Source organism: Scandinavium sp. M-37 (genome assembly GCF_043558715.1).
GTDB classification, from domain to species: Bacteria; Pseudomonadota; Gammaproteobacteria; order Enterobacterales; family Enterobacteriaceae; genus Scandinavium; species Scandinavium vulneris_A.
In genome coordinates, this window is sequence record NZ_JBIGIN010000050.1 from 1 (window position 1) to 21,981 (window position 21,981).

At 55.8% G+C, this 21,981-nt stretch carries 16 protein-coding genes; 7 read left to right on the forward strand and 9 right to left on the reverse strand.

Translation table 11 applies throughout. The features are described from left to right. Positions 1-155: 155 nt before the first annotated feature. The 3 genes from argH to argC form a co-directional block, all read right to left on the reverse strand. Positions 156-1,529, reverse strand: a complete 1,374-nt coding sequence (argH, locus tag ACG0Z5_RS22295) for an argininosuccinate lyase (protein ID WP_394451287.1) — start codon at positions 1,527-1,529, stop codon at positions 156-158. A 94-nt stretch (positions 1,530-1,623) separates the two neighbouring features. Further along, positions 1,624-2,400: an acetylglutamate kinase gene (gene argB / locus ACG0Z5_RS22300; protein ID WP_394451288.1), complete on the reverse strand. Its 777-nt coding sequence runs from the start codon at positions 2,398-2,400 to the stop codon at positions 1,624-1,626. A 10-nt stretch (positions 2,401-2,410) separates the two neighbouring features. After that, a complete protein-coding gene (gene argC, locus ACG0Z5_RS22305; RefSeq protein ID WP_394451289.1) occupies positions 2,411-3,415 on the reverse strand; it encodes an N-acetyl-gamma-glutamyl-phosphate reductase in 1,005 nt (334 codons plus the stop codon). 88 nt (positions 3,416-3,503) lie between these two features. On the opposite strand from argC, the gene argE reads away from it, so the two are divergent. Beyond that, positions 3,504-4,655, forward strand: a complete 1,152-nt coding sequence (gene argE / locus ACG0Z5_RS22310) for an acetylornithine deacetylase (protein WP_319629561.1) — start codon at positions 3,504-3,506, stop codon at positions 4,653-4,655. A 284-nt stretch (positions 4,656-4,939) separates the two neighbouring features. Then, complete coding sequence (gene ppc, locus ACG0Z5_RS22315) at positions 4,940-7,591, forward strand: phosphoenolpyruvate carboxylase (RefSeq protein ID WP_394451290.1); 2,652 nt, start codon at positions 4,940-4,942, stop codon at positions 7,589-7,591. A 66-nt stretch (positions 7,592-7,657) separates the two neighbouring features. On the opposite strand, the gene katG is transcribed toward ppc, so the two are convergent. The 4 genes from katG to metB form a co-directional block, all read right to left on the reverse strand. Then, on the reverse strand, positions 7,658-9,838 hold the full coding sequence (katG, locus tag ACG0Z5_RS22320) for a catalase/peroxidase HPI (protein ID WP_394451291.1): 2,181 nt from the start codon (positions 9,836-9,838) through the stop codon (positions 7,658-7,660). 231 nt (positions 9,839-10,069) lie between these two features. Next, the gene (gene metF, locus ACG0Z5_RS22325) at positions 10,070-10,960 is read right to left on the reverse strand and encodes a methylenetetrahydrofolate reductase (protein WP_394451292.1); all 891 of its coding nucleotides are present in this window, start codon (positions 10,958-10,960) and stop codon (positions 10,070-10,072) included. 209 nt (positions 10,961-11,169) lie between these two features. Continuing rightward, positions 11,170-13,602 (reverse strand): bifunctional aspartate kinase/homoserine dehydrogenase II, encoded by a 2,433-nt coding sequence (locus ACG0Z5_RS22330; RefSeq protein WP_394451293.1) that lies wholly within the window; start codon positions 13,600-13,602, stop codon positions 11,170-11,172. Positions 13,603-13,604: 2 nt separating this feature from the next. Continuing rightward, positions 13,605-14,765, reverse strand: a complete 1,161-nt coding sequence (gene metB / locus ACG0Z5_RS22335) for a cystathionine gamma-synthase (RefSeq protein WP_394451294.1) — start codon at positions 14,763-14,765, stop codon at positions 13,605-13,607. Positions 14,766-15,028: 263 nt separating this feature from the next. On the opposite strand from metB, the gene metJ reads away from it, so the two are divergent. Further along, positions 15,029-15,346: a met regulon transcriptional regulator MetJ gene (gene metJ, locus ACG0Z5_RS22340; RefSeq protein ID WP_012133855.1), complete on the forward strand. Its 318-nt coding sequence runs from the start codon at positions 15,029-15,031 to the stop codon at positions 15,344-15,346. Positions 15,347-15,437: 91 nt separating this feature from the next. Here metJ and ACG0Z5_RS22345 read toward each other — a convergent pair whose 3' ends face one another. Further along, on the reverse strand, positions 15,438-16,118 hold the full coding sequence (locus ACG0Z5_RS22345) for an oligogalacturonate-specific porin KdgM family protein (protein WP_394451295.1): 681 nt from the start codon (positions 16,116-16,118) through the stop codon (positions 15,438-15,440). 346 nt (positions 16,119-16,464) lie between these two features. Further along, complete coding sequence (gene rpmE / locus ACG0Z5_RS22350) at positions 16,465-16,677, reverse strand: 50S ribosomal protein L31 (RefSeq protein WP_319629568.1); 213 nt, start codon at positions 16,675-16,677, stop codon at positions 16,465-16,467. Between the two features lie 206 nt (positions 16,678-16,883). Between rpmE and priA the strand changes: the two genes are divergently transcribed. The 4 genes from priA to hslV all read left to right on the forward strand — a co-directional run bounded on the left by priA (position 16,884) and on the right by hslV (position 21,977). Further along, positions 16,884-19,082, forward strand: a complete 2,199-nt coding sequence (gene priA, locus ACG0Z5_RS22355; RefSeq protein WP_394451296.1) for a primosomal protein N' — start codon at positions 16,884-16,886, stop codon at positions 19,080-19,082. Positions 19,083-19,232: 150 nt separating this feature from the next. Further along, positions 19,233-20,261, forward strand: coding sequence for a DNA-binding transcriptional regulator CytR (gene cytR, locus ACG0Z5_RS22360; RefSeq protein ID WP_319629570.1), 1,029 nt, complete (start codon positions 19,233-19,235; stop codon positions 20,259-20,261). 93 nt (positions 20,262-20,354) lie between these two features. Continuing rightward, positions 20,355-21,359, forward strand: a complete 1,005-nt coding sequence (gene ftsN, locus ACG0Z5_RS22365; RefSeq protein ID WP_394451297.1) for a cell division protein FtsN — start codon at positions 20,355-20,357, stop codon at positions 21,357-21,359. Between the two features lie 87 nt (positions 21,360-21,446). Further along, on the forward strand, positions 21,447-21,977 hold the full coding sequence (gene hslV, locus ACG0Z5_RS22370) for an ATP-dependent protease subunit HslV (protein WP_319629572.1): 531 nt from the start codon (positions 21,447-21,449) through the stop codon (positions 21,975-21,977). The last annotated feature ends 4 nt before the right edge of the window (positions 21,978-21,981 follow it).

A 21,981-nucleotide genomic window follows, 5' to 3' on the forward strand; every position in this document is an offset into this window, starting at 1 on the left:
ATGGCATACGGATACCGGGATAACGACTACTTTTTTATGAAGATAAAAGCAGCGTTCCCCGGTAAGGCGCGATGAACCATAAAAAAGCCCAACGTGCGGTTGGGCTGATCTTTGTAGGCCGGATAAGCGCAGCGCCGCCCGACAATTTTAGGGACTTAACCCAAACGTTCCTTCGCATCGCGAATCGCCTGAGCCACCTGTTTCGGCGACACGCCGCCCTGAGCGGCACGCTTATCGAGGCAGGATTGCAGCGATAGAATCGGATAAACGTCATCCCCAATCACCGCGCTGAACTTCTGCAAATCAGGAAGCGCAAGGGCTTCCAGCGGTTTACCCTGGCGAATGGCTTCCACCACCGCTTCACCGACGATATGGTGCGCTTCACGGAACGGCACGCCTTTGGCGACCAGATAATCGGCCAGTTCAGTGGCGTTGGCGTAACCCTGCTGCGCCGCTTCTTCACAACGTGGACGTTTTACCTGAATGCCGTCCAGCACCAGCGTGGCCATATGCAGACAATCGAGCCAGGTGTCGAGCGCATCGAACAGCCCTTCTTTGTCTTCCTGCATATCTTTGTTGTACGCCAGCGGCAGGCCCTTCAGGGTCATCATCATCCCGGTCAATGCGCCCTGCACCCGGCCACATTTGCCACGAATCAGCTCCAGCGCATCCGGGTTTTTCTTCTGTGGCATCAGGGAAGAGCCAGACGTCACGCGGTCAGACAGCTCAACGAAGCCCGCCTCACCGGAGTTAAAGAAAATCAGGTCTTCGGCGAAACGCGACAGGTGCACCATGCCGATAGAGGCATTCGACAGCAACTCCAGCACATGGTCTCTGTCGGACACGCTGTCCAGGCTGTTACGGGTCGCGGAGGCAAAGCCCAGCCAGCCCGCCAGCTGTTCGCGGTCGATTTCATAGGCGGTACCGGCCAGCGCGCCGCTGCCCAACGGGCTCACGTCCAGACGACGTAAGGTATCCTGCAAACGGCTTTCATCGCGCGCCAGCATTTCAACATACGCCAGACACCAATGGGCAAAAGTCACCGGCTGCGCACGTTGCAGGTGGGTATAGCCCGGCATGACCGCATCCTGATTATGCTGCGCGGTTTCAACCAGTGCGCCCTGCAGTTGGCGGTTAGCGCTCAGCAGCTCGGTCACGGTGTCTTTACACCACAGCTTCAGATCGGTAGCGACCTGATCGTTACGGCTGCGACCGGTGTGCAGTTTCTTGCCCAGCTGACCGACCTTATCAATGAGCTTACCTTCCACCCAGCTATGAATGTCTTCCGCATCGCTCTCAAGAATTTGCTGCGGATTAGCCCGCACTTCTTCGAGCAGCACGTTCAGCGCTTCTTCAAGCTGCTGCTGTTCAGCCGCGGTCAACACGTTAACCGTCACCAGCGCTTTCGACCAGGCCACAGAGCCAATGATATCCTGCTCTGCCAGGCGATAGTCAAAGCGCAAAGAGTCATTGAACTGTTTGAACCGTTGATCCGCTGCCTGAGTAAAACGCCCGCCCCAAAGTGCCATAACATGCTTCCTTAATAATGAAATTTTTGCCCGGTGACCGGGCCAACCAAACCCGTGTAGCCCCGGCAAGCATCGCGCCGCCGGGTATGGAATCTTACGCCAGAATACGCGTGCCGATCGGCGTACCGTTAAACAGCGACGGCAGCTGTTCGGCATGACGCCAGGAGGCAATATCTACCGGACGCCCCAGCGTACGCGCTGCATCCAGCGCCGCATTCACTTTGACAATCATGCCGTCGGTAATGATGCCCTGGTCGATCAGCTGTTCAGCCTTCGCGGCGGTCATTTCGGCAATGCGCTGGCCTTTGCCATCCAGAATACCGCTCACGTCGGAGAGGAGGATCAAATCTGCACCGAGCGTTGCCGCCAGCGCGGTCGCCGCTTGGTCTGCGTTAACGTTCATCAACTGACCTTCTTCGGTCACCCCGATGGAGCTCACTACCGGCAGGAAACCACCTTCAAGCAGCGTATGGATAAGCTTCGGCGAGCCAGGCTGCGCCAGACCGACGTGGCCCAGTTCTTCATCGAGCTGAGACACTTTCACGCTATCGCCATCGCCGAGGTACAGGCCGACGGAGGCAATATGGTGTTTCTTCGCCCAGGCCAGCAGCGTTTTATTGGCGGTACCCGCCAGCGCGCCGGTAATGATGTCGATCTGATCGGCAGGCGTCACACGCAGGCCGTTCTTTTTCTGCACCGGCAGATTGAGCTGTTTCATCAGCTCATCGACCACGCAGCCACCGCCATGAACGATAACCAACGGGCGCTTATGCTCAGCCCGGTAGTTCACCAGCGCGGCAAACAGACGCTCCAGCGCTTCTTCACTGTCCAGCAGTACACCACCGAGTTTGATAATTAAAGGATTCATCATCACGTGTCCATTAAAGAAGAGACTGGGTTTCGGCAAAGCCAAAACGAATGTTTGCGCACTGCACGGCCTGGGCCGCCGCACCTTTCAGCAGGTTATCTTCTGCGGCCACCACTATCAGGTGTTCACCCTGAACGGCAAAACCAATGTCGCAGAACGGCAGACCGACCACATTTTTCAGCGCCGGAACGCCGGTGTCGTATAGGCGCACCAACGGTTTGTTGGCATAGGCCTGATGAAAGACATCTGCCACCTGGTCGCGAGTCACACCCGGCTTCAGACGACAGGTAATGGTTTCCAGAATCCCACGTTTAAAGTTACCCAGATGTGGGGTAAAAATCACCTCTGCGCCGAGATGGGTGGTGATTTCTGGATGATGTCGGTGATTGAATACGCCATACGGTTGCAGGCTCACTTCGCAGAAGCTATTGGATATCGCCGCCTTGCGCCCGGCCCCGCTCACGCCGCTGGTCGCGTTGATCACCGGCCACTGAGAAAGATCTAACAGCCCAGCGTCGATCAATGGTTTAAGCGATAGCTGAGCGGCCGTCGGATAACAACCCGGCACGGCAATCAAATTGGCTTCTTTAATGCGGTCACCGCTCCACTCCGCCAGACCGTAAATGGCCTGCGCCAGCAGCTCCGGGTGCTGGTGAGTGAAACCGTAGTATTTCTGATAAAAATCAGCATCGTTAACGCGGAACGCGCCAGAAAGATCAAACACCACGCAGCCTGCCTCGAGGAACTGCGGCACCAAATCATGGCTCACTTCATGCGCCGTCGCGAGAAACACCACGTCCACACCCGCACTAAATTCACGAATGTCGGACATCGGCTGCAAGGGCAAATCGACAATGCCTTTCAGCTGCGGGTGCAGGTCAGAAATACACTTTCCGGCATCATTGCTTTGCGCTGAGACCGTCAAAGCGGTTATGTTCATGTGAGGATGACGATTTACGTAACTCACCAGCTCAGCGCCTGCATAACCGCTTGCGCCTATAATCAGCGTATTCAACATCGGGTTCCTTTATGCTCAACGATAATGTATTTTTATTCACTATTACTGCATGAATATTGATACTATCACGACCTAAGGTGTGTCAACAATGAAAAACAATTTACCGCCATTTATCGAGATTTATCGGGCATTGATAGCCACACCGTCCATCAGCGCCACCGAAGAATCTCTTGATCAGAGTAATGAAGGTTTAATCAATCTGCTGGCGGATTGGTTCTCCACTCTCGGCTTTAAAGTGGCCATTGAGCCCGTGCCGGGCACTCGCCATAAATTCAACCTGCTGGCCAGCATCGGAGAAGGTGCAGGCGGGCTGCTGTTAACCGGTCATACCGATACCGTGCCGTTTGATGATGGTCGCTGGACGCGGGATCCTTTCACTCTGACCGAACACGACAACAAGCTGTACGGTCTCGGCACCGCTGATATGAAAGGCTTCTTCGCCTTTATTCTTGATGCCCTGCGCGATGTAGACGTCACCCAGTTGAAAAAGCCGCTCTATATTCTGGCCACCGCCGATGAAGAAACCAGCATGGCCGGAGCACGTTATTTCTCTGAATCCACCTCGCTGCGCCCGGACTGCGCCATCATCGGCGAACCGACGTCGTTGCAACCGGTACGCGCGCACAAAGGCCACATTTCCAACGCCATTCGCGTGCTCGGCCAATCCGGGCACTCCAGTGACCCGGATCGCGGTGTTAACGCCATTGAGCTGATGCACGATGCTATTGGGCGCATCATGCAGCTGCGCGATTCGCTGAAAGAACGTTATCACTACGATTCTTTCGCCGTCCCTTACCCCACTCTCAATTTGGGTGCCATTCACGGCGGGGATGCCTCCAACCGAATTTGCGCCTGCTGCGAACTGCACATGGATATCCGCCCGCTGCCGGGCATGACGCTGGACGATCTCAACGGCCTGCTCACCGAAGCCCTGGCCCCGATCAGCGAAAGATGGCCGGGCCGCCTGACGGTGTCTGACCTGCATCCGCCGATCCCCGGCTATGCCTGTCCGCCGGACCATCAGCTGGTGCAGGTGGTAGAAAAACTGCTCGGCACAAAAACCGAGGTGGTGAACTACTGCACCGAAGCGCCCTACATTCAGACCCTGTGTCCAACCCTGGTGCTCGGCCCGGGTTCGATTAACCAGGCGCACCAGCCAGACGAATACCTCGAAACGCGCTTTATTAAGCCAACACGCGAGTTAATTACCCAGGTCGTCCATCACTTTTGCTGGCATTAATTCTGCCGCCACCCTCTCTGCCTGAGAGGGTGATCTTCCTCACATTTCCATAAGTAGCGCTTATCTCACTGCCGCTGAGTTTAATTTGGCAAATTTCCGCCATTTTTTCGTTTGCTGAAGCGATTTCGCAACAATTGACGTGGGGGTTTTTACGTGGCTTTATAAAGTGAAGACGAGAAAATACCGAATACCATGTCCGAACGATTTTGTATCGCCGTCAGCGGTCTCATCACGGTTGTGCGAAATCCAGGGACATACATAAATGAGATGGGGTGTCTGGGGTAATGAACGAACAATATTCCGCTTTGCGTAGTAATGTCAGTATGCTCGGTAAGGTGCTAGGGGAAACGATTAAAGACGCCCTTGGCGAGAACATTCTTGATCGCGTTGAAACCATTCGTAAGTTGTCAAAATCCTCGCGCGCGGGCAATGAAGCCAACCGCCAGGAGTTGCTCACCACGTTACAAAATCTGTCTAACGACGAGCTGTTGCCGGTGGCCCGTGCGTTTAGCCAGTTCCTGAATCTGGCGAATACCGCCGAGCAATATCACAGCATTTCGCCAAAAGGCGAAGCGGCCAGCAATCCGGAAGTCATTGCCCGCACTCTGCGCAAACTCAAAGAACAGCCCAACCTGAACGAAGCGACCATTAAAAAAGCGGTGGAAAATCTGTCGCTGGAACTGGTGCTGACCGCTCACCCAACGGAAATTACCCGTCGGACGCTGATCCATAAAATGGTAGAAGTGAACAGTTGCCTTAAGCAGCTGGATAACAAAGATATCGCCGACTACGAACAGCACCAGCTGATGCGCCGTCTGCGCCAGCTGATTGCCCAGTCCTGGCATACGGATGAAATCCGTAAGCATCGTCCAAGCCCGGTGGATGAAGCCAAATGGGGCTTCGCAGTGGTCGAAAATAGCCTGTGGGAAGGCGTGCCGAACTATCTGCGCGAGCTGAACGAACAGCTGGAAGATAACCTGGGCTATCAGCTGCCTGTCGATTTCGTCCCGGTCCGCTTCACCTCCTGGATGGGCGGTGACCGCGACGGTAACCCGAACGTGACCTCCGACATTACCCGCACCGTTCTGCTGCTGGGCCGCTGGAAAGCGACTGACCTGTTCCTGAAAGACGTACAGCTGCTAATTTCCGAGCTGTCGATGGTGGAATGCACCGACGAACTGCGTGAATACGTCGGCGAAGCGGGTGCCGCAGAACCGTATCGTTATCTGCTGAAAACCCTGCGCAGCCAGTTGATGGCGACGCAGGCGTGGCTCGAAGCGCGCCTGAAAGGCGAAAAACTGCCGAAACCGGCGGGCCTGCTGACGCAAAACGAACAGCTTTGGGAACCGCTGTACGCCTGCTACAAATCTCTGCAGGCCTGCGGAATGGGCATTATTGCCAACGGCGAACTGCTCGATACCCTGCGTCGTGTGAAGTGCTTTGGTGTGCCGCTGGTGCGCATCGACGTGCGTCAGGAAAGCACCCGTCATACCGAAGCGCTGGGCGAACTGACCCGCTACCTCGGCATTGGCGACTACGAGAGCTGGTCAGAAGCCGACAAACAGGCGTTCCTGATCCGCGAACTGAATTCCAAACGCCCGCTGCTGCCACGCCAATGGGAGCCGAGCGAAGAAACCCGCGAAGTGCTCGACACCTGCAAAGTGATCGCCGAAGCACCGAAAGGTTCGGTTGCCGCCTACGTGATTTCAATGGCAAAAACGCCGTCCGACGTGCTGGCCGTGCATTTGTTGCTGAAAGAAGCGGGCATCGGTTTTGCCCTGCCGGTTGCACCGCTGTTTGAAACCCTTGATGACCTGAACAATGCCAACGATGTGATGACGCAGCTGCTGAATATCGACTGGTATCGCGGCTTCATCCAGGGCAAGCAGATGGTAATGATTGGGTATTCCGACTCCGCAAAAGATGCGGGCGTGATGGCCGCCTCCTGGGCGCAGTACCAGGCGCAGGACGCGTTGATCAAAACCTGTGAAAAAGCGGGCATTGAACTGACGCTGTTCCACGGTCGCGGTGGCTCTATCGGGCGTGGCGGTGCGCCAGCTCATGCGGCGCTGCTCTCTCAACCGCCGGGTAGCCTGAAAGGTGGTCTACGTGTGACCGAACAGGGCGAGATGATCCGCTTCAAGTACGGCCTGCCAGAAGTGACTATCAGCAGCCTGTCGCTGTACACCAGCGCTATTCTCGAAGCGAACCTGCTGCCACCGCCGGAGCCAAAAGCCGAATGGCGTCACATCATGGCCGAGCTGTCGGATATCTCCTGCGACATGTATCGCGGCTATGTGCGCGAAAACAAAGATTTCGTGCCGTACTTCCGCTCCGCAACCCCGGAACAGGAACTCGGCAAACTGCCGCTGGGTTCACGTCCGGCAAAACGTCGTCCGACCGGCGGCGTGGAATCCCTGCGTGCTATCCCGTGGATTTTCGCCTGGACCCAAAACCGTCTGATGCTGCCAGCCTGGCTCGGGGCCGGTGCGGCGCTGCAAAAAGTGGTGGAAGATGGCAAACAGAGCGAACTGGAAACCATGTGTCGCGACTGGCCGTTCTTCTCAACTCGCCTCGGAATGCTGGAAATGGTGTTCGCTAAAGCTGACCTGTGGCTGGCGGAATATTACGATCAGCGTCTGGTGAAGAAAGAGCTGTGGCCGCTGGGCGCCGAGCTGCGCAAGCTGCTGGAAGCCGACATCAAAGTGGTGCTGGACATCGCCAACGATTCACATCTGATGGCAGACCTGCCGTGGATTGCCGAGTCCATTCAGCTGCGTAACATCTACACCGACCCGCTGAACGTTCTACAGGCTGAGCTGCTGCACCGCTCACGTCTGGCAGAAGAAGAAGGCAAAGAACCGGACCCGCGTGTAGAACAAGCGCTGATGGTGACCATCGCCGGGGTTGCGGCGGGTATGCGTAACACGGGCTAATTTTTTGGATCCACGCATAAAAAATCCCCGCTAAAAAAGCGGGGATTTTTTTATCACAACTCAGTTTTACAGCAGGTCGAAGCGATCCAGATTCATCACTTTCACCCACGCTGCCACAAAGTCCTTCACAAACTTCTCTTTGGCATCGCTACAGGCATACACTTCAGCCAGCGCACGCAGCACGGCGTTGGAGCCAAACACCAGATCCGAACGGGTTGCAGTGAATTTCACTTCACCGCTCTGACGGCAACGGCCTTCGAACAGCTCGTTAGAGGTATCCGCCGCTTTCCATTCGTTACTCATATCCAACAGATTGACGAAGAAATCGTTGCTGAGGACACCTTCACGCTCGGTGAACACTCCGTGTTTGCTGCCATCAAAGTTGGCACCCAGCACACGCAGGCCCCCCACCAGCACGGTCAGTTCCGGTGCGGTCAGCGTCAGCTGCTGTGCTTTATCAATCAGCAGAGACTCGGTGGTTGCCGTATCCAGACGCGCACGGTAGTTACGGAATCCGTCTGCCACAGGCTCCATCAGGTTAAACATTTCAATGTCAGTCTGATCCTGACGTGCATCCACCCGGCCTGCCACGAATGGCACGGTGATATTGACGCCTGCGGCTTTTGCCGCTTGCTCAACGCCCACCACACCGGCTAGCACGATAATATCGGCCAGCGACGCTTTGTGAGTCGATTTATAAATGCCTTCCAGCACAGGAAGAACACGCGCTGCCGTGGCGTTAACATCCCATCCGCGCTGAGGAGCCAGCGCGAGACGTGCGCCGTTGGCACCGCCGCGCTTATCCCCCCCACGGAAGGTGGATGCGGAAGCCCATGCCACCGAAACCAATTCGCTGACAGACAGCCCTGACGCCGCAATCTCTGCTTTCAGGCTTTCAATATCGTCAGCCGTCGGTTGGAAGAACGGATAGGGCAGCGGATCCTGCCAAATCAAGTCTTCTTTTGGCACTTCCGGGCCAATGTAACGCGCTTTTGGCCCCATATCCCGGTGCGTCAGTTTGTACCACGCACGCGCAAAGGCTTCGTTGAACGCCTGCGGATCGTTGAGGAAGCGACGAGAGATTTTCTCGAATTCAGGATCAAAACGCAGCGTCAAATCGGTTACCAACATGGTTGGCTTACGTTTCTTCGACGGGTCGAACGGATCGGGAATGATTTCCGGCGCATCAACCGCTTCAAACTGGATGGCACCCGCCGGGCTGCGCGTTTGTACCCACTCAAATTTGAACAAGTTTTCGAAGAAGAAATTACTCCACTGGGTCGGGGTTTGCGTCCAGACCACTTCCAGACCGGAGGTGATCGCATCCGCGCCCACACCGCTGCCATACGTGCTGGCCCATCCAAACCCCTGCGATTCAATCGGGGCAGCTTCAGGATCGACGCCGACGTGAGTAGCGGCCGCCGCACCGTGGGTTTTACCCAGCGTATGGCCCCCGGCAATCAGCGCCACCGTCTCTTCATCGTTCATACTCATATTGCTGAAGGTGGCACGAATAGCCGCTGCCGCAGAAAGGGGTTCACCGCTGGCGTTTGGCCCTTCCGGGTTAACGTAAATCAGGCCCATTTCAGTGGCAGAGAGCGGACGTTTAGCGATCGCTTCCGGGTCACGATGTTCCAGCCAGGCTTTTTCATCACCCCAGTTCACGTCGAGATCCGGTTCCCAAACATCTTCACGCCCGGCACCAAAACCAAAGGTACGGAAGCCGGAGTTTTCCAGCGCCACGTTACCGGCAAGGATAAACAGGTCGGCCCAGGAGATTTTCTGGCCGTATTTTTGCTTGATAGGCCACAACAGACGACGCGCTTTATCCAGACTGACGTTATCCGGCCAGGAGTTAAGCGGTGCAAAACGCTGCTGACCACGACCCGCACCGCCCCGCCCGTCAACAGCACGATACGTACCCGCACCGTGCCAGGCCATACGGATAAACAGCCCCACGTAGCTGCCCCAGTCTGCGGGCCACCAGGGTTGTGAATCGGTTAAGAGCGCTTTGAGGTCACCTTTCAGAGCGGTGTAATCTAATTTGCTGAATTCTTTGCGATAATCAAAATCTTCGCCCAGCGGGTTCGAGCGATTGGAGTGCTGATTGAGGAGGTCTACTCGGAGTTGTTTTGGCCACCAGTCTCGGGTACTGGTCCCTGCTCCGGCACTTTCATCATGTCCGCCCTGATGAAACGGGCACTTCCCTGCTGACAACGTATTGTGATCGTTTTCGTTGGTGCTCATCTTCCTGCTCCCTTCATTGATTTCAAACCAAGATATACAGCTCTGTAGATAAGTTATAGATGAAAAAATCTACAGATTTGATAGTTGTTTCCTTCTGGTCAAAAGCAACATAACAAAAGTCAGGCGTAGAAATGTCGATGCGTTCGTAAATTTTCGACAATGACCATGAATTATGAAGGGAAAAGAATGAGGGGAACGAAAGCAAGAGGCCCTCATCTGAGGGCCTCTTTTTTACAGCCCCGGGCGAACGCCCAGGGTATGGCAGATGGCGTAGCTCATTTCCGCACGGTTCAGGGTGTAAAAGTGGAAATCCTTCACGCCTTCGCGGCTGAGGATTTTCACCATGTCCATCGCGATATTCGCCCCCACCAGCTTGCGGGTTTCCGCGTCGTCATCCAGCCCCTCAAACATTTTGGCCATCCAGGTTGGGATGCGCACGTTAGTCATGTCGGCAAACTTCTTCGCCTGTTTGAAGTTAGACACCGGCAGAATGCCTGGAATAATTTCCACGTCGATACCGGTCGATGCGCAGCGATCGCGAAAACGCAGGTAGCTTTCCACATCGAAGAAAAACTGGGTGATCGCCCGATTGGCCCCGGCGTCGACTTTGCGTTTCAGGTTGAGCAAATCAGCCTGCGCGCTTTTCGCTTCCGGATGGACTTCCGGATACGCCGCCACTGAAATATCAAAATCGCCGACGTCTTTCAGCAGGCCGACTAAATCCGCCGCATACATATCTGGTTTACCGCTCCCCGGCGGCAGGTCACCGCGCAGCGCGACGATGTGACGAATGCCGTTGTTCCAGTAGTCCTGGGCGATAGTGCGCAGTTCGTCGCGGGTCGCGTCAATACAGGTTAAGTGCGGCGCGGCTTCCAGCCCGGTGCGGTCTTTGATGCCTTTGATAATGCTGTGCGTACGGTCACGCTCGCCGGAGTTGGCCCCGTAGGTCACGGAAACGAATTTCGGCTTCAGGCTGCTCAGGCGATCGATAGAGGCCCACAGGGTCTGCTCCATTTCACTGGTGCGCGGCGGGAAAAACTCAAAGGAAACATTAATCTGGCCTTGTACTTCTGCCAGGCTCTGATTCAGGGCTTCCCGCTGGTTGGCGTGAAAAAAGCTCATACCTTACCTCTTCAATCGCTTGTCGTTATATGTTGTGTTATGAGGCATCTATACGTTTAGACGTCCAGAAGTCAAAAATGACTGAAAAGCGGAGTGCCGTCAACTAAAAATAATGCAGAAGGGGTGAGGATTGTTCAGCGAGGGTGAAAATAATTCATGATCGGGAGGGGAAGACGACTGCCCTCTCCCAAGGAGAAGGCAGTTTACGGCTACAGCAGCTGAGCCAGACGGTTGATGTCGGATTGAATGGCCCCGGCGGTCACGTCGCGACCGGCCCCCGGGCCACGGATCACCAGCGGGTTATCGCGATACCAACGGCTTTCGATAGCAAAGACGTTATCGCAGGGCAGCAGCGCCGCCAGCGGGTGCTCAGGACGTACTGCTTCCACACCGACGCGGGCTTTGCCGTTGGCATCGAAACGCGCCACGTACCTCAGAACCAGGCCCATTTCACGCGCGGCTTCAAGACGCTGAATCATCTGTTCATTCAGATCTTCACCGTTTTCAAAGAAGTGATCGATAGACCCTTCCTCGCAGTGCGATGGGACCAGCGATTCCACACGCACCTGGTCAGGCTCGATGTCGTATCCCGCTTCACGGGCGAGGATCACCAGCTTGCGCATCACGTCTTTCCCGGACAGGTCGACGCGCGGGTCGGGTTCAGTCAGGCCCTGCTGCCATGCCTGATCCACCAGCTCGGTAAACGGCACCGTGCCATCAAACTGTAGAAATAGCCATGACAGGGTGCCGGAGAAAATACCGCTGATCGCCAGAATGGAATCACCGCTGTCACGCAGATCGCGTACGGTGAAGTTCACCGGCAGACCCGCCCCGACGGTGGCGTTGTACAGCCAGTGACGGCCCGTTTTCTCAAACGCGTCATGAATCTGACGGTATTTGTCGCTGGTGCTGGCCCCGGCCAGTTTGTTGGCGCTGATCACGTGGAAACCGTGGCTGGCGAAATCCAGATACTGCTCGGCGAGCTGGCTGCTGGCGGTCACATCGAGCACCACTAAATCATCGTATGGGTGCGCACGCATCCACAGGAACAGCGACTCTTCGTCCTGCTCGACCGCTTCATCGTTAAAGAAGGCTAACGCCCGGCTGGCATCCAGCCCTTCGTAATTCAGTAGGCTGCGGCGGCTATCTACCACGCCCGCCAACACAAATTCAAACCCGGTGCGAGCCGAAAGCGTGCTTTGCTCGCGGGCGAACAGCTCCAACCAGCGCGAACCGATATTGCCTTTGCCAAACAGCACCAGGCCGATGCGTTTTTCCGCGCGGAACAGAGACTGATGCAGCCCCTGGATCAGGCTTTCCGTTGGGCCGGTACGCAACACCGCCACCAGGCTGATGCCTTCTTCAGACTGCCAGGTAAATTCGACTGGCTGGCCTTTCAACTGCTGCCAGAACCGGTGGCAATGCAGCGGGTTACGGGTGACACCTGCGCCGACCATCGCAATCAGCGCCAGGCCCTGACGCAGCCGCAGTTCGCCCGGCAGGCCCGCTTCATCCAACAGTTTCAGCGCGCTATCGGCCACTTCTGCGGTGTAGCAGAATTGCAGCAGATGGCGGTCGGTATGCACCCCGACGGCCAGCGGTCGCACCTGCGTACGCTTGAGAACCAGATCGATTTCTTTGTGCGCCAGCTTAAAGTCCTGGCTGGTCGGCACCTGGAACTCAATCAGGCACACGTCGTCATGGCTGGTGACGATGCGCGCCCCGGTCCCGGAGGCCAGCACACGCTCAATGCGTGTTGAGCCTTGATCGGGGGTGTAGCTGCAGCGCAGCTGTAAATCGATATCGCTGCCGGACACCGGCTGTAGCGTACGGGCGTGCAGCACCGGTGCCGCCAGACGGGCCAGCTCGCTGGCTTCGTCCAGACGCAGCAGCGGCAGCAGACACGCATCTTTGACCTTGCGCGGATCGGCGCTGTAGACGCCTGCCACATCGCTCCAGATGGTCACGCGGGACACCCCGGCCAGCGCACCAATTTGGGTGGCGGAATAGTCAGAGCCGTTACGGCCCAGCAGCACCGTATGGCCCGCGTTATCGCGGCTGATAAATCCGGTCACCACCAAGCGTTTGTTGGGATGCTGCGCCAGCAGTTGCTGCAGCAGCGGAAAAGAGAGGCCTTCATCGACCTGCGGCTGGGCCGCACGCTCTGCGCGCAAAAACGCACGGGCGTCGAGCCAGGCGGCATCCAGACCTTGTTGTTGCAATACGGCTGCCATCAAACGTGCGGACCACACTTCACCGTGGCCCACCACTTCGGCATACACCGCGTCGTTGATACCGCCGTCGAGGAGCGCGGCCAGACGTTCAAGATCGTGAATAAATTCGGCGATCATGCGGTCGGCCACCTCTGCAGAGAGCAGGCCGGTCATCAATTCAATCTGATAACGGCGCAGCGCCTGCTGAACCTGATGCGCAGAGAGCCTGTCAGTCTGGCTAAGTTTCAGCCAGCTGATCAGCTGGTTGGTGGTGCTACCGGCGGCGGAAACGACCATCATGTCGTCTGGCTGCGAGTGCTCAGCCATAATACCTGCCACGCGCAGGTAACATTTCACATCCGCCAGACTACTGCCACCAAACTTATGCAGTTGACGACTCTTCGTCCCTGCCTGCGCTATCACACTCATGTTTACCCCTCGTTTGCTGCCCGGAACCCATTTTCCAGGTCGGCAATTAAATCTTCACTGTCTTCTATACCGGTCGAAATACGCAGCAGCGTTTCAGAGATGCCCGCCGCCGCGCGCGCTTCTGGCGCCATGCCCGCGTGTGTCATGGTCGCCGAGTGGGAAATCAGACTTTCCACCCCGCCCAGGGACTCAGCCAGCGTGAACAACGACAGCCCGCCCAGGAATCGACGCAGCGTATTTTCATCGCCATCCAGTTCAAAACTGAGCATCGCGCCAAACCCTTTCTGCTGACGAGCGGCAATTTCGTGGCCCTGGTTTTCCGGCAGAGAAGGATGATACAGCTTTTTCACCCGCGGTTGCTGCTTCAGGAACTCAACAATTGCCGTCGCATTGCGCTGCGCCACTTCCATACGCGGCGAAAGCGTACGCAGACCGCGCAGCAGCAGGTAGCTGTCAAACGCGCTGCCGGTGACGCCGATGTTGTTCGCCCACCAGGCCAACTCGGTCAGGGTGTCAGGATCTTTGGCAATCACCACCCCCGCCACCACATCGGAGTGTCCGTTGAGGTATTTGGTACAGGAGTGCAGCACCAGATCCGCGCCGAGCGCCAGCGGATTTTGCAATGCCGGGCTGAGGAAGGTGTTATCGACGACGCTCACCGCGCCAGCGGCCCGCGCCAGCTCACAGATTTTCGCAATATCCACCACCCGCAGCAACGGGTTGCTTGGGCTTTCCACTAACACCAGCTTCGGTTTTTCCGCCAGTGCCGCTTTGAGCGCCTGCTCATCATTCTGATCGACAAACAGCACGCGATAACAGCCGCGTTTCGCCAGGCTATCGAACAAACGATAGCTGCCGCCGTAGCAGTCATGCGGGGCCACCAGCAGATCGCCTGGCTTCAGGAAAACAGTGGTCACCAGATGGATGGCCGACATGCCGGTATTGGTCAGAACGGCACCCGCGCCGCCTTCCAGTTCCGCCAGCGCACGCTGTACGACGTCACGCGTCGGGTTGCCGCGACGAGAATAATCGTGGGCGCGTGGTTCGTTAAATCCGGTGAAGTTATAGGTACTGGAGAGGTGAATCGGGGGGACAACGCAGCCATATTGCTCGTCATCATTTAACCCGCTACGCACTGCGATAGTGGCTTGTTTACGCGTCATGGTGAATCGTTCCTGGCTTCATCGGTGAAAAGTCAGGCTTCAGAGTAACCACTGCCACAATAGACGTCAATACATCTGGACATCTAAACTTCTTTGCGTATAGATTGAGCAATCGGGAAATAGCCGTTAAAATTATATGCATTAGCGCACATACACAGAGGCTTTGCTGGTGTCATGGTCACACCTCTGGGGTAAACTGTGCAGGATTATGGTTTGGGCAGCGCGCCCTGGCCTTTTATTAATGATTAGAGGATGAGAGTCTCATGGCTGAATGGAGCGGCGAATATATCAGCCCCTACGCTGAGCACGGTAAGAAGAGTGAGCAGGTCAAAAAAATTACGGTGTCCATTCCTCTGAAGGTGCTGAAGATCCTCACCGATGAACGCACCCGTCGCCAGGTGAACAACCTGCGCCATGCCACCAACAGCGAACTGTTGTGTGAAGCGTTCCTGCATGCATTTACCGGTCAACCGCTGCCGAACGATGAAGATCTGCGTAAAGAACGCAGTGATGAGATCCCGGAAGAAGCGAAGATTATTATGCGTGAACTGGGGATTGACCCGGATACGTGGGAATACTGACAAATAAATGGGCAGGATGTTTCCTGCCCATTTCAATTTAGCCAATTATTCAGGAAATCATATCCTGCAATGATGAATATTACCTGAGCGTTTAGAAATTATATCCAATACCGGTACGATAACGCGTTTGACGATCGTCAGTGGTGGCCGTGTTATACCCGGATGAAACATTACCGACTTCAATAAATGGAACCCATTGACCGAACTTATACGCGACACGGAAATTATATTCATAATCACGCTTAGTGTTATTATATAAATTCTCTTCCTCGGCAAATTTATAAATTCCGTTGACTTCAAACATCCAGTTTTCGACATTATATCCAAGCCACGCTTCCGGGCGCTGTACGCTGCGGTCATCGCGACCCTCGGCGTTACGGCGAGTATACTCATAGCGATAGCGGAAAGCGGTCCACCAGCTGTCATTGATGTTGTACTGAACGCGAAGATAAGGTTTGTAAATGGCCTGATTTTCATCAGTTTCCACCACAAAGCCTGGCTGCCATATCAGCTGATTCCAGATAAACTGATAGCTTGCGGTGTACTCTGTGCCGTTAGTTTCGAGGTTATTATAAGGCTTATCCGCCTCCGCATCGTCGGACCGCGAGATAGCTTCGACCGCCACACCAAAGCCGCTTTCAAAGCGGTGTGACATATACACACGATCGTAGTTTCGACCATCATCATAATATTCATGGCGGTAATCAACGTAGCCAGCATGGGCTGCGCAGGATATTAACGGAACCAATATTAACGCACGTGATAACTTCATAAAAATCCCTCTCGAAGTAATTGAAAATAAAATACCTCAGGCTTTCAGTGTCCAGCTAAGAAAAACCGATCCATGAAAAACGCAGCCAGAATATGTATGCAGTGGAAAAGTGACAGGAGTATATTAACGAGAGGGAGTTAAAAACCTTTTCAATTCTGCCACCCGATAACGAAAAGCGGCAAAATAGGCAATATCTAAAAGCGCAAACACGCATTTAAGAAATTAAAAAACACAAAAGAGAAACGTCGTTCCGATTTTATTGATTTGTCGTTCTGATAATGTAGAGGCAACGTCAAGAAGGGCAGATACAAAAAAGGCGCCTTTCGGCGCCTTTTTCTCGGGATGCTTATTTAGCGCCCGGGATGCTGAAACGCTTGTTGAAGCGGTCAACACGGCCACCGGTAGCAACGTCACGCTGCTTGCCAGTGTAGAACGGGTGGCATTTGCCGCACACGTCCAGGTTCAGATCGTGACCAACGGTAGAACGGATGGTCATCACGTTACCGCAAGAACAGTTTGCAGTAACTTCTGCGTAATTTGGGTGAATACCTTTTTTCATGGGAAACCTCAGTAAAGGCCACGCCGCTCTTCCAGCCCTAACGCCAGACACCGCGTGAAGTTAATAGTATAGGCCTTTTGATACCACAAATGTGCACCAAAGGCGGCGAATCATACAGAATTTAACCAGGGGTTGCAAACTGATCCGCTCGTCGCCTTAGTGTAATGTGTATACTAACGCGCCCCTTTTCAAGTCAGGAAGATTCGATGCCCGTCGCACACGTTGCCCTGCCCGTTCCACTACCACGCACCTTTGACTATCTGTTGCCCGAAGGCATCAGCGCTCAGGCCGGATGTCGCGTGCGCGTGCCGTTTGGCAAGCAGCAGGAGCGGGTGGGGATTGTGGTCTCCGTCAGCGATAACAGCGAACTGCCGCTGTCCGATCTGAAAAGCGTGGTGGAAGTGCTGGATGATGAACCGGTCTACTCACCTGCCGTCTGGCGCATGCTGCAGTGGGCGGCGGAGTATTATCATCATCCGATTGGCGACGTGTTGTTTCACGCCCTGCCGATTCTGCTGCGTCAAGGGAAACCCGCCAGCGCCGCGCCGCTGTGGTACTGGTTTGCAACGGAACAGGGTCAGGCGGTGGACATCCACACCCTTAAGCGTTCCGCGAAGCAGCAACAGGCCTTAGCCGCGCTGCGTCAGGGCAAAATCTGGCGCCATCAGGTAGCTGAGCTCGAATTTAACGATGCCGCCCTGCAAGCGTTGCGTAAAAAAGGCTACTGCGATTTAGCCAGCGAGGCGCCTGATATTTCAGACTGGCGCAACGGCTACGCGGTCACCGGCGAGCGTCTGCGCCTTAACACGGAGCAGGCCACCGCGGTCGGGGCTATTCACAGCGCATCGGATAAATTTTCTGCTTGGCTGCTGGCGGGCGTTACCGGCTCGGGTAAAACGGAAGTCTATTTGAGCGTGCTGGAAAACGTACTGGCGCAGGGTAAACAGGCGCTGGTGATGGTGCCGGAAATCGGCCTGACGCCGCAGACTATTGCCCGTTTTCGCGAACGCTTTAACGCCCCGGTCGAAGTGCTGCACTCACAATTGAACGACAGCGAGCGTCTGTCGGCCTGGCTGAAAGCGAAGAACGGCGAAGCCGGGATCGTGATTGGCACCCGCTCTTCCTTATTTACCCCGTTCAAAAATCTCGGGGTGATCGTTATCGACGAAGAGCATGACAGCTCCTACAAACAGCAGGAAGGGTGGCGCTATCATGCCCGTGACCTGGCCGTCTGGCGCGCGCATAATGAGCAAATTCCGATTATTCTCGGTTCAGCTACACCGGCACTGGAAACGCTGCATAACGTACGTCAGGGCAAATATCATCAGCTCAAACTGACCAAACGCGCCGGAAACGCGCGTCCAGCGAACCAGCACGTGCTGGATTTGAAGAGTCAGCAACTGCAGGCCGGGCTTTCTCCGGCGTTAATTAGCCGGATGCGTCAGCATCTGCAGGCCGATAATCAGGTCATCTTATTCCTTAATCGCCGCGGATATGCCCCCACGCTGCTGTGCCATGAATGTGGCTGGATTGCGGAATGCCCGCGCTGCGACAGCTATTACACCCTGCATCAGACCCATCGCCACCTGCGCTGCCACCATTGCGACAGTCAGCGCCCGATTCCCCGCCAGTGTCCATCCTGCGGTTCGACCCATCTGGTGCCGGTAGGGTTAGGCACCGAACAGCTAGAGGAAGTGCTGGCCCCGCTGTTTGCCAATGTCCCGATTTCGCGAATCGACCGGGACACCACTAGCCGCAAAGGCGCGCTGGAGCAATATCTGGCGGAAGTGCATCGCGGCGGAGCGAGAATTCTTATCGGCACTCAGATGCTGGCGAAAGGCCACCACTTCCCGGATGTGACATTGGTGGCACTGCTGGACGTGGACGGCGCGTTGTTCTCGGCCGATTTCCGTTCCGCCGAGCGGTTCGCGCAGCTGTACACCCAGGTGTCGGGCCGTGCGGGCCGCGCCGGAAAGCAGGGCGAAGTGATTCTGCAAACCCATCACCCGGAACATCCGTTGCTGCAAACCTTGCTGCATCAGGGTTATGACGCCTTTGCCCAGCAGGCGCTGGCGGAGCGTCAGACGCTGCAACTGCCGCCGTGGACCAGCCATGTGCTGATTCGCGCGGAAGATCACAATAATCAGGAAGCCCCGCTGTTTTTGCAGCAGCTGCGTAACCTGATTCAGGCCAGTCCGTTGGTGGACGATAAGCTGTGGCTGCTCGGCCCGGTGCCGGCGCTGGCCCCCAAACGCGGTGGCCGCTGGCGCTGGCAGATTGTACTGCAACACCCGTCACGCCTGCGTTTACAGCATATTGTCAGCGGGGCGATGGCGTTAATTAATACCCTGCCCGCTTCACGAAAAGTGAAATGGGTGCTCGATGTGGACCCGATCGAAGGCTAACCCGTCGTGCTGCGAGACAGATCGAAAAATTCAGCATCCGTCACAATTTTCATGAAATTTCTGTAACTCTCCTGACTGACTCTCTGATAAAAAAGAGACTGTTGTCAGAGACAGTGGAAGTCTCTGCCCCCGTCAGCGAGGAGAACCCAGGTGAAGTCCAAAAATGAGGTTGTTTCGGCAACCATGAAGGATGTCGCCCAGAAAGCGAATGTCTCTACGGCAACCGTTTCCCGGGCATTGATGAATCCCGACAAAGTGTCACAGGCCACCCGCAATAAGGTGGAAAAAGCCGCGCTGGAGGTGGGTTACTTTCCTCAGGCGATGGGCCGTAACATGAAGCGCAACGAGTCGAGAACCATCCTGGTCATTGTGCCTGACATCTGCGATCCCTTCTTCAGTGAAATCATCCGCGGTATCGAAATCACCGCGGCTGAGCAGGGATATCTGGTGCTGATTGGCGACTGTGCGCATCAGAATCAGCAGGAAAAAACCTTCATCGACCTCATTATCACCAAACAAATCGACGGTATGCTGCTGCTGGGTTCACGCCTGCCGTTTGACGCCAGTATTGAAGAGCAACGGAATTTGCCACCAATGGTGATGGCCAACGAATTTGCGCCTGAGCTTGAGCTGCCGACGGTTCATATCGATAACCTGACCGCCTCGTTTAATGCGGTGAATTTCCTGCACGAGCTAGGGCATCAGCGCATCGGCTGTATTGCCGGGCCGGAAGAGATGCCGCTGTGCCATTATCGTTTACAGGGTTACGTGCAGGCGCTAAGACGCTGCGGAATTACCGTTGACCCGCACTATATCGCGCGTGGCAACTTCACTTACGAAGCCGGGGCGAATGCACTCGAACAACTGCTGGCGCTGCCACAGCCGCCGACGGCGGTCTTCTGCCATAGCGATATCATGGCGCTGGGCGCTCTGTCGCTGGCGAAACGTCGTGGCCTGAAAGTGCCGGACGATCTGTCGATTATCGGCTTCGATAACATTTCCCTGTCTGAATTTTGTGATCCGCCGCTGACCACCGTTTCGCAGCCGCGCTTTGCTATCGGCCGCGAAGCCATGCTGCTGTTGCTCGATCAGCTGAGCGGTCAGAATGTGAGCAGCGGTTCCCGCCTGCTCGACTGTGAACTGGTGATTCGTGGTAGTACCACAAAAAATAAGCCTTAAACTAAACGGCTTTCAGACTAGCGCTTCTGGTCAAAGCCCCGCCGCTTAAGTAACATGGCGGGCTGACGAACGAATAAATACAGCGAAACGACAGTGGCACAACGAGATTATGTAAGCCGCAGCAAACCTGCTGCTTCGCGGCGAAAAAAGAGTCCCTCGCGGAACTCACGGAAAAAACAAAGTAGCCTTCCTGCTGTCTCACCAGCCATGGTCGCTATTGCAGCGGCTGTGTTGGTTGCCTTTATCGGCGGCCTGTACTTCATCACCCATCACAAGAAAGAAGAAGCGGAAGCCCTGCAGGGCCGTCAGGCGACGGGTAATGGCCTGCCGCCGAAGCCGGAAGAGCGCTGGCGTTACATTAAAGAACTGGAAAGCCGTCAGCCTGGCGTGCGTGCGCCAACGGAGCCGTCTGCGGGTGGCGAAGTGAAGAATGCCAACCAGCTGACCGATGAGCAGCGCCAGCTGTTAGCGCAGATGCAGGCCGATATGCGCCAGCAGCCGACGCAGCTGACCGAAGTGCCGTGGAACGAACAAACCCCGGAACAGCGTCAGCAAACGCTGCAACGTCAGCGTCTGCAACAGCAGGCGCAGCAGCAGGTTCAGCAGCAACAGCAGTGGTCGCAAACGCAGCCGGTTCAGGCCCCGCGCACGCAGACTCGCGTGAGCGAACAACCGCAGACCCGCACGGCGCAGAGCCAACCGGCGCAGCAACCGCGTCAGACGCAAACACAGCCGAAGCAAAGCACACAGCCGTATCAGGATCTGCTGCAAACGCCGACGCATACCACCGCCAGCCAGCCGAAAACGCAGCAGGCCGCCCCGGTGACACGTGAACCGGAACCTGCAAAACAGACCGCTGAGAAAAAAGACGATCGTCGTTGGATGATTCAGTGCGGTTCGTTTAAAGGTGCCGATCAGGCGGAAACCGTTCGTGCGCAGCTGGCGTTTGAAGGTTTTGACTCTCGCATCACCACCAATAATGGCTGGAATCGCGTGGTCATTGGCCCGGTGAAAGGCAAAGATAACGCCGATGGCACTATCTCCCGTCTGAAGATTGCTGGCCACGCAAACTGCATTCGTCTCGCCTCTGGGGGTTGAAACCCCCAAAATCCCCCCCATCTATAAATGCATTCTGCCCCGTACAACGTGCGGGGCCTGTATTCTGTACACCCAGGGGGTCCTCTCGTGACAACAATAGTTAGTGTTCGCCGTAACGGTCATGTCGTTATCGCCGGTGATGGTCAGGCCACGCTTGGCAACACCGTCATGAAAGGCAACGTGAAAAAAGTACGCCGTCTGTATAACGACAAAGTGATCGCCGGTTTTGCGGGCGGCACTGCGGACGCCTTCACGCTGTTTGAACTGTTCGAGCGTAAACTGGAAATGCATCAGGGACATCTGGTGAAAGCCGCGGTGGAACTCGCCAAAGACTGGCGTACCGACCGCATGCTGCGCAAACTCGAAGCGCTGCTGGCCGTTGCCGACGAAAATGCCTCGCTTATCATCACCGGTAACGGCGATGTGGTGCAGCCTGAAAACGATTTGATTGCCATTGGTTCCGGCGGCCCGTATGCCCAGGCCGCAGCCCGTGCGCTGCTGGAAAACACCGAGCTCGGCGCGCGTGAAATTGCGGAAAAAGCGTTGGGGATCGCAGGCGATATCTGCATCTACACCAACCACTTCCACACCATCGAAGAATTACCTTCTAAAGCGTAAGGAT

Coding starts and splice junctions, on each gene's coding strand:
- metJ (WP_012133855.1), top strand. CDS start 15,029: ATGGCTGAATGGAGCGGCGAATATATCAGCCCCTACGCTGAGCACGGT.
- ACG0Z5_RS22345 (WP_394451295.1), bottom strand. CDS start 16,118: ATGAAGTTATCACGTGCGTTAATATTGGTTCCGTTAATATCCTGCGCA.
- priA (WP_394451296.1), top strand. CDS start 16,884: ATGCCCGTCGCACACGTTGCCCTGCCCGTTCCACTACCACGCACCTTT.
- argH (WP_394451287.1), bottom strand. CDS start 1,529: ATGGCACTTTGGGGCGGGCGTTTTACTCAGGCAGCGGATCAACGGTTC.
- argE (WP_319629561.1), top strand. CDS start 3,504: ATGAAAAACAATTTACCGCCATTTATCGAGATTTATCGGGCATTGATA.
- ACG0Z5_RS22330 (WP_394451293.1), bottom strand. CDS start 13,602: ATGAGTGTGATAGCGCAGGCAGGGACGAAGAGTCGTCAACTGCATAAG.
- ppc (WP_394451290.1), top strand. CDS start 4,940: ATGAACGAACAATATTCCGCTTTGCGTAGTAATGTCAGTATGCTCGGT.
- katG (WP_394451291.1), bottom strand. CDS start 9,838: ATGAGCACCAACGAAAACGATCACAATACGTTGTCAGCAGGGAAGTGC.
- metF (WP_394451292.1), bottom strand. CDS start 10,960: ATGAGCTTTTTTCACGCCAACCAGCGGGAAGCCCTGAATCAGAGCCTG.
- metB (WP_394451294.1), bottom strand. CDS start 14,765: ATGACGCGTAAACAAGCCACTATCGCAGTGCGTAGCGGGTTAAATGAT.
- argB (WP_394451288.1), bottom strand. CDS start 2,400: ATGATGAATCCTTTAATTATCAAACTCGGTGGTGTACTGCTGGACAGT.
- argC (WP_394451289.1), bottom strand. CDS start 3,415: ATGTTGAATACGCTGATTATAGGCGCAAGCGGTTATGCAGGCGCTGAG.
- rpmE (WP_319629568.1), bottom strand. CDS start 16,677: ATGAAAAAAGGTATTCACCCAAATTACGCAGAAGTTACTGCAAACTGT.